The organism is Novosphingobium sp. TK46 (assembly GCF_055361525.1).
The window spans coordinates 2,070,658-2,084,335 of the sequence record NZ_CM143963.1; the positions used below are offsets into that span (position 1 = coordinate 2,070,658).

At 67.2% G+C, this 13,678-nt stretch carries 13 protein-coding genes; 9 read left to right on the plus strand and 4 right to left on the minus strand.

Translation table 11 applies throughout. From position 1 onward, the window contains the following. The first annotated feature begins 36 nt into the window (after positions 1-36). The 6 genes from thiC (at position 37) to ACXJ1Z_RS10010 (ending at position 4,741) form a co-directional block, all read left to right on the plus strand. Positions 37-1,914 (plus strand): phosphomethylpyrimidine synthase ThiC, encoded by a 1,878-nt coding sequence (gene thiC / locus ACXJ1Z_RS09985; RefSeq protein ID WP_463776374.1) that lies wholly within the window; start codon positions 37-39, stop codon positions 1,912-1,914. A 25-nt stretch (positions 1,915-1,939) separates the two neighbouring features. After that, on the plus strand, positions 1,940-2,236 hold the full coding sequence (locus tag ACXJ1Z_RS09990) for a YciI-like protein (RefSeq protein ID WP_463776376.1): 297 nt from the start codon (positions 1,940-1,942) through the stop codon (positions 2,234-2,236). A gap of 94 nt (positions 2,237-2,330) precedes the next feature. Then, positions 2,331-2,720, plus strand: a complete 390-nt coding sequence (locus ACXJ1Z_RS09995) for a nuclear transport factor 2 family protein (protein WP_463776377.1) — start codon at positions 2,331-2,333, stop codon at positions 2,718-2,720. 279 nt (positions 2,721-2,999) lie between these two features. Beyond that, on the plus strand, positions 3,000-3,878 hold the full coding sequence (locus ACXJ1Z_RS10000; protein ID WP_463776378.1) for an OmpA family protein: 879 nt from the start codon (positions 3,000-3,002) through the stop codon (positions 3,876-3,878). A 341-nt stretch (positions 3,879-4,219) separates the two neighbouring features. Beyond that, positions 4,220-4,426 carry a cold-shock protein gene (locus ACXJ1Z_RS10005; RefSeq protein ID WP_463776380.1) on the plus strand — a complete coding sequence of 69 codons (207 nt, stop codon included), beginning with the start codon at positions 4,220-4,222 and terminating at the stop codon, positions 4,424-4,426. 84 nt (positions 4,427-4,510) lie between these two features. Further along, positions 4,511-4,741, plus strand: a complete 231-nt coding sequence (locus tag ACXJ1Z_RS10010; protein ID WP_463776381.1) for a hypothetical protein — start codon at positions 4,511-4,513, stop codon at positions 4,739-4,741. A gap of 11 nt (positions 4,742-4,752) precedes the next feature. On the opposite strand, the gene ACXJ1Z_RS10015 is transcribed toward ACXJ1Z_RS10010, so the two are convergent. The 4 genes from ACXJ1Z_RS10015 to ACXJ1Z_RS10030 all read right to left on the minus strand — a co-directional run bounded on the left by ACXJ1Z_RS10015 (position 4,753) and on the right by ACXJ1Z_RS10030 (position 10,345). Further along, on the minus strand, positions 4,753-8,178 hold the full coding sequence (locus tag ACXJ1Z_RS10015; RefSeq protein WP_463776382.1) for a chromosome segregation SMC family protein: 3,426 nt from the start codon (positions 8,176-8,178) through the stop codon (positions 4,753-4,755). A 35-nt stretch (positions 8,179-8,213) separates the two neighbouring features. After that, the gene (locus ACXJ1Z_RS10020; protein WP_463776384.1) at positions 8,214-8,966 is read right to left on the minus strand and encodes a thioredoxin domain-containing protein; all 753 of its coding nucleotides are present in this window, start codon (positions 8,964-8,966) and stop codon (positions 8,214-8,216) included. Positions 8,967-9,053: 87 nt separating this feature from the next. After that, positions 9,054-9,737, minus strand: a complete 684-nt coding sequence (locus ACXJ1Z_RS10025; protein ID WP_463776385.1) for a DsbA family protein — start codon at positions 9,735-9,737, stop codon at positions 9,054-9,056. Then, positions 9,734-10,345 (minus strand): DUF721 domain-containing protein, encoded by a 612-nt coding sequence (locus ACXJ1Z_RS10030; protein ID WP_463776387.1) that lies wholly within the window; start codon positions 10,343-10,345, stop codon positions 9,734-9,736. Before ACXJ1Z_RS10030 ends, ACXJ1Z_RS10025 begins: the two co-directional genes overlap by 4 nt. Positions 10,346-10,374: 29 nt before the next feature. Between ACXJ1Z_RS10030 and ACXJ1Z_RS10035 the strand changes: the two genes are divergently transcribed. From ACXJ1Z_RS10035 to nudC, 3 genes are read left to right on the plus strand one after another with little or no spacing between them, the layout of a single operon-like run. Next, positions 10,375-11,436, plus strand: a complete 1,062-nt coding sequence (locus ACXJ1Z_RS10035; protein ID WP_463776388.1) for an A/G-specific adenine glycosylase — start codon at positions 10,375-10,377, stop codon at positions 11,434-11,436. A gap of 14 nt (positions 11,437-11,450) precedes the next feature. Beyond that, entirely contained in the window at positions 11,451-12,740 is a 1,290-nt protein-coding gene (locus tag ACXJ1Z_RS10040; protein WP_463776390.1) for a serine hydrolase domain-containing protein, read from the plus strand. Next, on the plus strand, positions 12,737-13,678 hold the full coding sequence (nudC, locus tag ACXJ1Z_RS10045; protein WP_463776391.1) for an NAD(+) diphosphatase: 942 nt from the start codon (positions 12,737-12,739) through the stop codon (positions 13,676-13,678). The genes ACXJ1Z_RS10040 and nudC overlap by 4 nt, the downstream gene beginning before the upstream one ends.

Consider the following 13,678-nt stretch of genomic DNA (forward strand, 5'->3'; position numbering starts at 1 on the left):
AAAAGCTCGCTCACGTCTGAAAAGAGGAGCGTGCATATGGCAGACATCAACAGCAAGCTTGAGATCGGCGTCACCACCGGACCGATCCGCGGGTCCAAGAAGGTCCATGTCGGTTCGCCCGCCAATCCCGACTTGCGCGTCGCCATGCGCGAGATCCATCTGGAGCCCGGCTGCGGCGAGGCGCCGGTGCGCGTCTACGATACCAGCGGCCCCTACACCGATCCCGACGCGGTGATCGATATCCAGGCTGGCCTGCCGCAGCTACGCCGCGAGTGGCAGCTCGCCCGCAGTGATGTGGAGGAGTACACCCCGCGCGAGACGCGGCCCGAGGATAATGGCCTCAAAGGCCCCGATCGTTCGGGCGGCGTCGCGCCGTTTCCCAACGTCGCCAGCCGGGTGCTGCGTGCAAAGCCGGGCGCGAACCTCAGCCAGATGCATTACGCCCGGCGCGGCATCATCACGCCCGAGATGGAATACGTCGCCGTGCGCGAGAACATCGGGCGCGAGATGCTGGCCGAGTACATCCGCGACGGTCAGGATTTCGGCGCCTCCGTGCCCGACTACGTCACGCCCGAGTTCGTGCGTGACGAGGTGGCGCGGGGCCGCGCCATCATCCCCAGCAACGTCAACCACCCCGAATGCGAACCGATGGCGATCGGGCGCAACTTCCTGGTCAAGATCAACGCCAATATCGGCAACTCCGCCGTCGCCAGCGATGTCGCCAGCGAAGTCGACAAGATGGTCTGGTCGATCCGTTGGGGTGCCGACACCGTCATGGACCTGTCCACCGGACGCAACATCCACGACACGCGCGAGTGGATCATCCGCAACAGCCCCGTGCCGATCGGCACCGTTCCCATCTATCAAGCGCTGGAGAAGGTCGGCGGCGTCGCCGAGGACCTCACCTGGGAGATCTTCCGCGACACCCTGATCGAGCAGGCTGAGCAGGGCGTCGACTATTTCACCATCCACGCCGGCGTGCGCCTGCCCTACATTCCGATGACCGCCAAGCGCGTGACCGGCATCGTCAGCCGGGGCGGCTCGATCATGGCCAAGTGGTGCCTGTCGCACCACAAGGAGAGCTTCCTCTACGAGCATTTCGACGAGATCACCGAGATCTGCAAAGCCTACGACATCGCCTACTCGCTGGGCGACGGCTTGCGCCCGGGCTCGATCGCCGACGCCAACGACGAAGCCCAGTTCGCGGAACTCTACACCTTGGGCGAACTGACCAAGCGGGCCTGGGCGCAGGACGTCCAGGTGATGATCGAGGGCCCCGGCCACGTGCCCATGCACAAGATCAAGGAGAACATGGACAAGCAGCTCGAGTCCTGCGGCGAGGCCCCGTTCTACACGCTCGGGCCCCTAGTGACCGACATCGCGCCCGGATACGACCACATCACCAGCGGCATCGGCGCCGCCATGATCGGCTGGTTCGGCTGCGCGATGCTTTGCTATGTCACGCCCAAGGAACACCTCGGCCTGCCCGATCGCGATGACGTGAAGACGGGCGTCGTCACCTACAAGCTTGCCGCGCATGCCGCCGACCTTGCCAAGGGCCACCCTGCCGCGAAGGTTCGCGACGATGCCTTGAGCCGCGCGCGCTTCGAGTTTCGGTGGCGCGACCAGTTCAACCTGTCGCTCGATCCCGACACGGCAGAGCAGTACCATGACCAGACCCTGCCGGCCGAGGGCGCCAAGTCGGCGCACTTCTGCTCGATGTGCGGGCCCAAGTTCTGCTCGATGAAGATCACCCAGGAAGTGCGCGATTTCGCCGCCAAGCAGAACCAGCCGGTGCAGACCTTCATCGCGTCCGAGGCGGAAGCCGAAGCCGGGATGAAGGCGATGAGCGCCAAATACGAGGAGATCGGTCGCGAACTCTATGTCGGCGCGGGCGACCGCGAGCACGACTGAGGCTCGCGGGGGAAAGCTGGCGGCCATGCCTCACTGGATCCTGACTTACGATCTTGCGCCCGACTATCTGGAGCGGCGAGCCGCCTTGCGGGACGAGCACCTGACGCTCGCGCGCGAGGCGGTGGCACGCGGTGGACTGCTGCTGGGTGGGGCGCTCGATCCTGCCGAGCAGGCGCTGCTGCTGTTCCAGGGTGATGACGCTGCCGGCGCAGAGTTGTTCGCGCGATCAGATCCCTACGTTGTCCAAGGGCTCGTGAGATCCTGGACGGTCCGTCGCTGGGCGACGGTGGTCGGTGGCGGCGCAGCTTGCCCGGTACCCTGACTATCGCCCGCCGCAAGCTCGATGATCGCGGCGCGCTCTCTCAGCAGGATCAACCGGAATTGCCGCCACGCAGGCTGGGGTTCAAACAGCATTGATGAACCCCGCTGCCACCGAACTTGCGATCCGCGCCCGCCGCGCCCTGTTCAACCAAGCCATTGCCGCGGGCGATGCCAGCGCGATCGGTCCACTCCTCGCGCGCGATTGCGTCATGATCACCGGCACCGACAGCGCCGTGATCGTAGGGCGATTGGCGCAAGTGAAAGTCTGGCGTCGTGAGTTTGCAGCGGCACATCGCGACATCTACATGCGCACGCCCCGGGACTTCAGCGTTTCCGCTGTCGAACCCATCGCGATGGAGCGCGGGGGCTGGACAGCGACGGTCGCTTCCGGAGCGTGCAGGGCCTCCGGCACGTACGCCGCCAAGTGGCGCCTGATCGCGGGAGACTGGGTGATCGAAGCCGAGATATTCGTGACCACCGCGTAAAGCAAACGGGGCGCCGTCGTCGCCATGTGCCTCGCTTCGTCGCAACGCCTGCTCTGATCGCCGCCGCCAGAGCGCTCGATCGGCAGTGTTCATGTGCGCGCAAGCTTCAAGTCAACACGCAAGATGTTCCACGTCCTCAGGCGCGACCGACAGTCGTGCGTTATCTGATGAAGTTGGGGGGAAAGGGGCCTTGAAGTTGACGGAGACAACAGCGACGCAAGTCGTGCTCGACCAGCAATCGCAAGTGCCCCTGCAGATGGATTCTAAAGGAGCAGCGTGATGCGTTTCAATTCAAAAAGCTCGAAGGTTCTGTTGCTGGGTGCGATCCTTGCCGGATCGGCCTCGGGAAGCCTTTCCGCGCAACCGCAGGAACCCGCCGACGCTGGAGTCAGCGGCAGTGTGACCGATACGACCGTCCCCGAGGCGACGACCAAGGGGCCCGATATCGACGGCATCATCTCGGCCCGCAGTGGCGCCAGGATGCAGGTCACCAGCGAAGATGGCACCAAGTCCGTGATCATCATCAACGACGCCACCACGATCACGTCCAGCGGCGGTTTCCTGAGCCTTAGCCGCAGCAAGCTGGCGGCGACCTCGCTGCTGAACGGTCTGCCGGTCAGCGTGGAGACCCTGCAGTCGGGCGGTGGCGAACTGGTGGCGAAGAAGATCGACCTGAAGAGCAAGGATCTCAAGACCGCGACGATGATCCACAACGGCACGGATCAGCGTTTCGCCGAGCAGTCCGCCGCGACCGAGGCCCTGCGCGGGCGGATGGGCGATATCGACAAGTACAACGTCAAGGCCACCACCAACGTCAACTTCGATACCGGCAAGTCGAACCTGTCCGAGAAGGCCAAGGCGGACCTTTGCGCCGCCGCGACCCAGGCCGAGGGCATGGACAATGCGTTGCTGCTCGTGGTCGGCTATACCGATTCGACGGGTAGCGAGGACGTGAACCAGGCGCTCAGCGAGAAGCGCGCCGCGCGCGTCGTCAACTATCTCCAGCAGATCTGCCACTGGAAGCCCTACCGCATGCTGACGCCGACCGGCATGGCCACGGCGGACCCGGCGGCGGACAACAGCACGCCGGAAGGCAAGGCGCAGAACCGCCGTGTCGCGGTCAACGTGCTCGTCAGCAAGGGGCTCGACGGGCTCTAAACCGCGCGATCCTCTCACGAACCTAGGTCTGCGGGAGCGGGAGCACAGCCTCGCTCCCGCAGACTTTTGCTGAACGCCATGCTGGCCGACGGGGGCTTGGTGGCATGCGCCAGGGCACGCGCGCGATCGTCCCGATTAGGTGATCTTGGCATGTTGTGGTACAAAACCATCGCTGACGTCGAATTTTGCGACGGACTTTGCCGATTGTGAGCACCCGGACTCCTGAAAAGGGGGGGAAGAGTGCAAAGCTGACGACGACTTCCTTTCGATTGACGAACTGACGCACGGCCCTGTCGCATGTTGCGGTTTGGGCAACCCAAGTTCTTCGAAAGGATTCGACTATGCCGATCGGCACCGTAAAGTTTTTCAACGCCGACAAGGGCTATGGTTTCATCCAGCCCGACAACGGCGGCGCGGATAGCTTCGTCCACATTTCGGCGGTCCAGGCCGCCGGCATGATGACTCTCGAGCGTGACCAGCGCGTCTCGTATGAAGTCGAGCGCGGCCGCAATGGCAAGGAATCAGCAACGAACATCGTCGCGGCTTGAGCCGATCCGCCGGACTGATCGCACGATCGGTCCGGCACCCGTTCGAGATCACGCCAGCCCAGATCCATCCCCCGAGGAGAGCCCATGTCCATCAGCTTTGAATTCGCCACCGAGCGTGCTGAAGAAGCAGCGCAGGCCGCAGAAACTGCCGCGTTGGACAATGTGCGCGAACGGGCGCTGCGCTCCGAGGCGGCATGGCGCGATATGGCCGACCGGGCTCGCAAGACCGAGGAATCGCGCGCCAAGCGTGAGGCGACGGCTGAGGCGGCACGCCTGTCGTTGCTGGCTAGCACGAGTGCTGACGTCGAAGCCTGACGCGGCTGATGTCACTCGGCGGCGAGTAGTTCCTCAGCGCCCCCCAGATCGACGCTGACGAGGCGCGAGACGCCTTGTTCGACCATCGTCACCCCGAACAGCCGGTGCATCCGGCTCATCGTCACCGCATTGTGGGTGACGATCAGGTAGCGCGTCTGCGTTTCGGTCGCCATCGCATCGAGCAGGTCGCAGAACCGTTCGATGTTCGCATCGTCCAGTGGTGCGTCGACCTCGTCCAGTACGCAGATCGGCGCGGGGTTGGTGAGGAACAGCGCGAAGATCAGCGCGACCGCGGTGAGCGCCTGTTCACCGCCTGACAGCAGCGTCAAAGATTGCAGTCGCTTGCCCGGCGGCTGAGCGAAGATCTCCAGCCCGGCCTCGAGCGGATCCTCGGAGTCGATAAGCGCGAGATGGGCCTGTCCACCCTGGAAAAGCCGCGTGAACAGCCGACGGAAATGCCCATCCACCGCCTCGAATGCGGCGCGCAACCGCTCGCGCCCTTCGCGGTTGAGATTGCCGATCGAACCACGCAGGCGGTGGACCGCTTCGGTCAGTTCGGCGCGTTCCTTGAGATTCACGCCGAACTGGGCTTCGGCCTGCGCGAGTTCGTCGGCGGCGACCAGGTTCACCGGTCCGATCCGTTCGCGTTCCCCGGACAGGCGATCCATCGTGGCGGACTCGTCGAGGACCGCACCGACACTCTGCGCATCGAAGGAAAAACGCCCCGGGAGAAGCGGGGGCGGCGACTGGAACCGCTCTCCCGACACCCGATTCATTTCGACCCGCCGGGCGTCCTCGTTCTCGGCGCGCGCGGTCGCACCGGCGCGCCCTTCGCGTGCGGCGGCGAGCGCCTCCTGAATCGTCGCCAGCGCCGCATCGGCCTCTCGCCCGTCCTGCGTCGCCGCTGCCAACGCGCCCTCGGCGGATGCGAGTTCGTCCGTCAGCCGAATGCCGACCGCCTGCGCCGCCGCGATCTCGGCCGTCAGCGCCACCGGTACCGGCGCGATGCCGGCCCGCTCGTGTTCGATCTCTTCGAGCTGCCGTGCGGTGTCCGCCAGGCGCTTGGCCGCGTCCCCGGCGCGCGCCTGCCAGCCCCGAATGTCGGCGCGTTGGGTGGCGATCCGCTCGCGCTGAGAACCGAGCGATTGATCGAGCGCGGCAAGCGCGGCGGTGCTTGCCTGCAGCCCCCGGCGCGCATCATCATAGGCCGTGCGGGCGGTAGCGAGCGCCAGCCGTCCGGTCGCAGGATCGGGCAGGGCGGCGTGACGAACCTGCGCCGCCTCGCAGTCGGTCCCAGCCGCCTGACGCTGAGCTGCAAGATCGCTGACGCTGCGATCGAGCTCGGCACGTCGCGATCGCGCACGCATGCGTGCATCTTCGGCCTGATCATGTGCCCTCAATGCCGCGCGCTCTTCCTCGACGGACGCGGATACCGCCCGCTCCGCAACCGCGAGTTCCTGCTGCGTTTGCGCCAGCTGTTGTTGCGCGTGCGCCAGCGCCGCCTCGGCGTCGCTTGCCGCTGCGCGAAGTGGCGGGATCTGCGCGTCCAGGTCGGTGAAGCGATTTTCGGCCTCGAGTCGCGCCGCTTCCGCCGCGCCTTCGCCCCGCGCGACGAAACCGTCCCAGCGCCGCAAGGTCCCGGCGCGCGTCACCAGCCACTCCCCCGGTCCCAGGGCCGCGCCGTCGTCGTCTTCGGCAACCCGAACCAGAGCCAGGCGCGCGGCAAGTTCGGGCGGGCTGCGGGTCATTCGGTGCGCCAGGCTGTCGGGCAGCGGCGGCGGTGGGGCAGCGCCGGTCCAGAAGCGACCTTCGGTGGCGCTCTGCGGCGTGCCGAGGGGCGCCTTGGCATCGCGCCCCAGCACCGCGGCCAACGCGCGCTCGTAACCTGCCTGCACCTGCAGGGCGTCGATCGCGGGGGGCAGGCCATGACCCGCCTTGGCGCCCTTGGCTCGGGCCTCGCGATCACGCAGCAAGGCGGCATGCTCGCGCTCGATGCCGGTAAGATCGGCGCGAGCACCGGCGAGGGCGCTGGCCGCAGCATCGCGTGCGGCTTGCAGTGCCGCCTTTCGTGCGACCATGACGGCCAGTGTCTCGCGCGCGACTACCAGCGCTCCGGCGGCTTCGTCGCGGCGGGCGGCGGCCGCGGCCACCGCGACCTCCGGATCGCCGCCCCGCGCGAGTTCGGCGACCAGACCTGCGAGCCTCGCGTCCTCCTTGTCCAGGCGATCGAGGCGGGCGCGTGCTTGCGCCGTTTCCGCCTCGGCTATGCGCCATTCCGCCTCGACCCCCGCTTGTTCGGCGGTTGTCTGCGCCAGGTGGAGTTCGGCGGCGCGGGAGCTTGCTTCGACCCGCTCCAGCGTTCTGGCAAGTATCGGACGCTCGCTTTCGGCGATGCGCAGGGCTTCGGCGCCCTCGACAAGATCGCGTTCCAAGCCGGCGAGCGCATCGGCGGCATTGCGGGTCAGGCGGTCGGCGTCGCTGCGGTCCTGTTCAAGGCGGGTGCGCTGGCGATCGAGATCGGCGAGCCGCTGTTCGGCCGCCTCGAGCTTTCCGGCGAGCGTCGCCATGCGGTGTCCGTGGGCACTGACATCGTCACGCCGGTCGGTGAGCAGATCGCGCGCGCGGGCCAGGGCTTGTGCGGCCAGCGCCTGTGCCGCCTGTGCTGCGCGAGCGGTGTCCTGCAACCCGGCGACCCGCGCGTCGGCCGCCTGTGCTTCCTTTCGCGCCGCCTCGGCCGCCGCAGCGGCATCGCGCCAGCGAGCGAAGACGAGCCGGGCTTCGGCGATACGGATCTGGTCAGACAACGCGGTGTAGCGTTCGGCGGCGCGCGCTTGCCGGCGCAGCGCGCCGACCTGTTTGTCGAGCGCGGCGGTGATGTCGTCCAGCCTGGCGAGATTGCTTTCGGTCGCGCGCAGGCGGATCTCGGCATCCTTGCGGCGAACGTGCAAGCCGGCGATCCCTGCGGCCTCCTCCAGCATGGCGCGCCGCTCGGCCGGCTTGGCGTTGATGACCGCCGCGATCCGCCCTTGGCTGACCAGGGCGGGCGAATGCGCGCCGGTGGCGGCATCGGCGAAGATCAGCGCCACGTCCTTGGCCCGGACATCGCGGCCATTGATGCGATAGGCGCTCCCGGCCCCGCGCTCGATCCGGCGAATAACCTGCAGTTCCTCGCCGTCCGAGCCATCGGCATGGAGCACGACTTCGGCAAAGGCACGCGGCGGGTGCGATGCCGTGCCGGCGAAAATCACGTCTTCCATGCCGCCGCCGCGCATCGACTTGGCCGAGCTTTCGCCCATGACCCAGCGGATCGCTTCGAGCAGGTTCGATTTGCCGCAGCCGTTCGGGCCAACCACGCCGGTCAGCCCGGATTCGATCCGCAGTTCAGCCGGCTCGACGAAGCTCTTGAAACCGCTGAGCTTCAGTCGCCGGATGCGCATGACGGATCAGCCGCCGGTGAGCGCAAGGGCGCGCATCAGCGCGCGCCTGCGGCCTGGAGCTTGGGTTCCAGCGTCGCCCAGTCGGACGTTCCGACCGTCGCTCCGTTGATGAAGAACGTTGGTGTGCCGGTGATCTGCTCCTTGTTCGAAGCGGTCTCGGTCTGCTTGGCGAGCGCATCGGCCTTGGCCGTATCGGCGAGGCATGCCGCGCCCTGATCGCGCGAGATCCCGCGCGCGGCGAAGAACTCGGTCATGCCGGCGAGCTGCGAGATCGCCTGCATGCGCTGGGCCGGCGGCAACGCGGCGGCCTGCTGGATCTTGGCGTCGCCCGCGCTTTGCAGGTTGGTGAACATGTTGGGCTGCCAGGCCCAGAACTGCTCGCTTAACGGAATGACCGCCTCGGTCGCGCCGCAGGTCGCGAGCAGCGTGGCGGGCACATCGAAGGCGTTTAGCATGAAGTAACGCAACTCATAGCTCACCTTGCCACTGGCGACATAGTCGTTGAGCAGCTTCTCGTGGCTTTCCTTGGCGAACTCGGCGCAGTGCGAGCACGACAGGGCTCCATATTCGACCAGCTTGACCGGCGCGTCGGGGTTGCCGACGCGATATCCGCCTTCTTCGGTCTTGGTGACGACATCGACCCACGCCTTGCCGGCGGGTGGCGCGACTTTGGCGGCGGCAGCGCCGCTGGGCGCTTCACCCGGCTTTTTGTCGCCACACGCGGCGGTGGCGAGCGCGATCGGCAGCACCATGGCAGCGAGGACGAGCGGGCGGATCCGGAAAGTCATGCAGGCAGTCCTTCTTACGACAGGAGATCAGCTAAACCAGGAAAGCGGCGGATAAAAGCGAGACGATGTGGGGACAGGCGCGACTGATCAAAGTCGCGCGTCGATCTGCGGCACCAGCAGCGTCCAATCGTGGGTATCGGCCAGCACCTCGCCGTTGATCGCGAAGCTGGGCGTGCTGTCCACGCCCTTGGCCGATGCCGCTTCGGTCTGGGCGGTCACGCGCTTGAGCGTGGCGGCATCGCCCAGACATTTGTCGACTTGTGGCCGCGAATAGCTCCAGTGCGCGGCGATCGCGTAGAAGTCGAAATCCGAGGCGATCGCGCGCAGGCGGGTGGGCACCGGCCCGCTGGTCCAGCGCGCGGTCTGCGCCGGAGTGAAGCCGTCGTACTTCGCCAGCCACTTGTCCTGGGTAGCCATGAAGGCGTTGTGCCGGGTGAAGAAGGTCTTGGGATCGCCGCAGTTGGTCAACATCGCGATGGTAAGGTCGATGGGGTTGCGCAGAACCTGCTCCACCGTCACCGCCACCTTGCCTTGCGGGACATAGGCGAGCCGCAATTTCGCGTCGGCTTCCTTGTGAAAGTTCGCGCAGTGCGAGCAGGTGTAGCTGACATATTCGGTCAGCTTCACCTTGGCGGCGGGATTGCCGAGCGTGAAGGCCCCATCGGGCCCTTGCGTCACGGTGGCGGTCCAGTTGCCGTGCGGTGGTGCGGCGGCGATACCCAGGGCGGCGAGAGCCAGCAGGGCAGTGATGCGGATGGTGCGGTGGCTCACGTCTTGTCCTTGTCGGTGTTCTTGGCCGCGTTGCCGGCGGCGCCCATGCTGCGCGCGAGTGATTCCAGCACGGCGCGCAGTTCCGGATCGCCGATGTCGCGCAGCGACTCGCCCAATTCCATCGGGATCGGCTTGAGCGAAGGCGGCGCGGTCTTCGTCGCGGTCGTGGGTGGAGGCTTGACCTCGCCCTGGCGGATCTTGACCCGAGCGATGGCATTGTAGCCGAAGAAGCGGTTCACCCGGTCCATGATCTCGGGGATCACGTGCTGGATCATCGGCGAATGCGCGGGCACCACCACCAGTTGCAGAATGCCGTCGTGCTTTTCTCCGGGTGGAAAGCGGATGGATTCGGGTGTGCAGATCCGCGCATGGCGGGGTCCGACGATCTCGGGCCAGCGGCTGACGACGCTCGACTGCACGAAGCCGAAGCGGCGAAATGCGGTGCGGCCGACTTCGGGCATCAGGTCTGAAATGGCACGCGCCTGCCCACCACGCGGGCGCTCGTAGGGCTTGAGGCCGCCGGCTTTGCCGCCAGCTTTCGCAGCCTTGTTCTTGGGCGCGGCGGCTTTGTTCGTTTCGGGGTCTGCCAAGTGTTCGGACCGTTCCATTGCTGGCTCGCCAATGCCATAGCGGCGCGATGGAAGCCAGATCGCATGACACGGCCGCCCCCCGGCTTCTGGCCTGGTACGATGCCCATGCGCGCAACCTGCCCTGGCGCGCACCGCCGGGCAGCGTCGCGTCCGATCCCTATCGCGTGTGGCTGTCCGAAGTCATGCTGCAACAGACCACCGTGGCGGCGGTGAAAAGCTACTTCGCCGAATTCACGCGCCGCTGGCCGACGGTCGAGGATCTGGCCGCCGCCAGCGATGAGGATGTGATGGCAGCCTGGGCGGGGCTGGGATACTACGCCCGGGCGCGCAACCTGGTGGCTTGCGCGCGTGAGGTCGTCGCGAGCGGAGGCACGTTCCCGAACACCGAAGCAGGCCTGCGCGAACTGCCGGGGCTGGGCGCCTATACCGCCGCCGCCGTCGCCGCGATCGCCTTTGGACGCCGCGCGGTGGTGGTGGACGCCAATGTCGAGCGAGTGGTGTCACGCTTGTTCGCGGTGGCCGAGCCGCTGCCCGGCGCTCGCACGGCGATCCGGTGCCACGCCGATGCGATCACCCCCGAGCTGCGCGCTGGAGACTTTGCCCAGGCGATGATGGATCTGGGCGCGACGATCTGCACATCGCGCGCGCCGCGCTGCCTGCTGTGCCCGCTCTCGACCGACTGTGCGGCGCGCAAGACGGGCGAGCCCGACCGCTATCCGGTCAAGGCGGCCAAGAAGGCGCGCCCGCAACGTGTCGGCCGCGCGTTCTGGATCGAACGGGGCGATGCCGTGTGGCTGGTCAAGCGTGCCGCAAAAGGCTTGCTGGGGGGCATGCGCGCCTTGCCCGACGACGGCTGGAGCGCGCGTGGCGACGGCGGGGGCGAAGCGCCGCTGGGAGGCGACTGGGTCGCTGGTGGCACCGTCGCGCACGGCTTCACCCATTTCGAGCTTACCTTGCAAGTGCAGGTCTACCGTGGGAACGAATGGGCAAGGCTCGGCGCTTTCGACGGCGAGTGGTGGCCGCTCGCCCGGATCGACGAGGCGGGGCTGCCGACGCTATTCGCCAAGGCGGCGCACCTCGCGCTGGCCCGGACCGGAGTCGAAGTTTGACGTCTACCCGCCGCATGCTCGAAGCCGCCCTTGATCGCCGTGCCTTGCTGCAGTTGGGAGCGGCGGCGGGGCTGGGTGCGTTCCTGCCGCACCTGTCGCACGCCGCCACGCGGCCCGAGTTGATGCCGCAGGTGCGCGCGCTGGTGGAGCGCTGGGTCGGCCCCGGCAAGTTCCCCGGCATGGTCGCCTCGCTTGGCGCGCCGGGGCAAGTGCCCGAATTCGTCGCACGCGGCAGTCAGGGTTTCACCGATCCTGACCCGATGACGCCCGATACGTTGTTCCGCATCTATTCGATGACCAAGCCGATAACCGGCATGGCAGCGATGCAGCTGATCGCCCAAGGCAAGATGACGCTGGACCAGCCGGTTTACGACGTGCTCCCGCAGTTCCGCCACATGCAGGTGCAGAACACCTACGACGGCTCGATCACCGCGCTGCATGCCGCGCCGCGTCCGATCACCATGCGCCATCTGGTGACGCACACGTCGGGTCTGGGCTATGCCATCGTCCAGAGCGGGCCGATCGCCAAGCTGATGCAGGACAAGGGGCTGGTGCCGGGGCAGATCACCCGGTTCCCGATCACCGGCTTCACGCGCGCCAAGTCGGTGCAGGGCTTGAAGGCGTTCGCCGACAACCTGGCACTAGTGCCGCTGGTCTACGATCCCGGTACGCGCTGGAACTATTCGATGGGTCTGGACCTGATGGGGCGGATCATCGAGGTGCTCACCGGCAAGGCGTTCGACGTCTACCTGAAGGAGACCATCTTCGGACCGGCGGGCATGAAGGACACCTTCTTCCAGGTGCCGCGCGCCGACGCCAAGCGACTCGCGACCAACTATGGCGTGCTGCAAGGCATCTTCGTGGCGATCGACGAGGGCGATAGGTCGATCTACCTCGACAAGCCGGCGGCGCCGTTCGGCGGGGCTGGCCTCGTCAGCAGCCCGCGCGACTATGACCGCTTCCTGCGCATGCTGGCGCAGTTCGGCCAGATCGACGGCAAACGGGTGCTGTCCGAGCGGGCGGTGCGGTTGGGCACGTCCAACCTGCTGCCGGCGGGCGTGCCGGGGCCGGCAATCATGGGGCCGGTCGGTGGCTTCGGCGCCGGCGGGCGCGTCGGCCTTGGCGCCGAGGCGGGTATCTACGGCTGGGCGGGGGCAGCGGGGACGGTCGGCATGGTCGACATCATCCACGGCCTGCGCTCGCAGATCTTCACGCAGTTCATGCCGGCCGACGCGGTATCGCTGCTGCCCGAATTCCAGACGGCGCTGAAGGCGGACGTCATGGCGCTGCTTGGAAGACGATGACGATGCCACCGATTGCCGACCTGCTGCCGACCGCCGTCCCCTACATCGCCTTTGCCGGTGCGCGCATCGATCGGGCCGATCACATCCGCTCCGATCCCGCCGCGCTCGAAGCCTTGCGGGCCAGAGGCGGACGATTGCTGCTGCTCGATGGCCTCGATCCGGTGCTGACCGATGATGGGCATCTGGCCTGGGGCGAAGTCGCCGATGCTGCGGCCGATGCCGAACTGGTGTTCCTCGGCGTCGATCCGGATCGCGATGGCGTCGGTTGCTTCGCCCAGGTGCCCGCGCAGTTCGGGCGCGAGGCAATCTTCGCCGGGCCGGTCAGCTGGCAGGCGATGGCGGTGCTGCCAGCCCATGAACTGGCGACATACGGCGGCGCGCGGGCGCTGGTCGGCTGGCACGCCCGGCATCGCTTCTGCGCGGTGAGCGGTCACCCGACGGTGCTTGCCAAGGGTGGCTGGCAGCGCAACTGCACCGATGCGGATTGCCGCGCCGAGCACTTCCCACGCACCGATCCGGTCACGATCATGCTGGTCGAGCACGAAGGACGCGTCCTGCTTGGTCGCCAGCCCCGCTTTCCGGCAGGGCGCTATTCGGCCCTGGCAGGCTTCATCGAGCCGGGCGAGACGATCGAGGAAGCCGTCGCGCGCGAGGTGTTCGAGGAAGCGGGCGTGCGCGTGCGCGACGTGACTTACGTCGCCAGTCAGCCCTGGCCGTTTCCGTCCTCGCTGATGATCGGCTGCCATGCGTATGCCGACGAGGCGGCGATCACGATCGACACCACCGAACTCGAGGACGTGCGCTGGTTTACCCGCGACGACGTGCTCGACGCATTGGAGGCCATCGCGCGGGACGAAAACGGGCGCAGCTTCGGCGCGCCACCGGCCACCGCCGTCGCGCATGTGCTGTTGCGGTGGTGGATCGACCGGGGCGGCTGA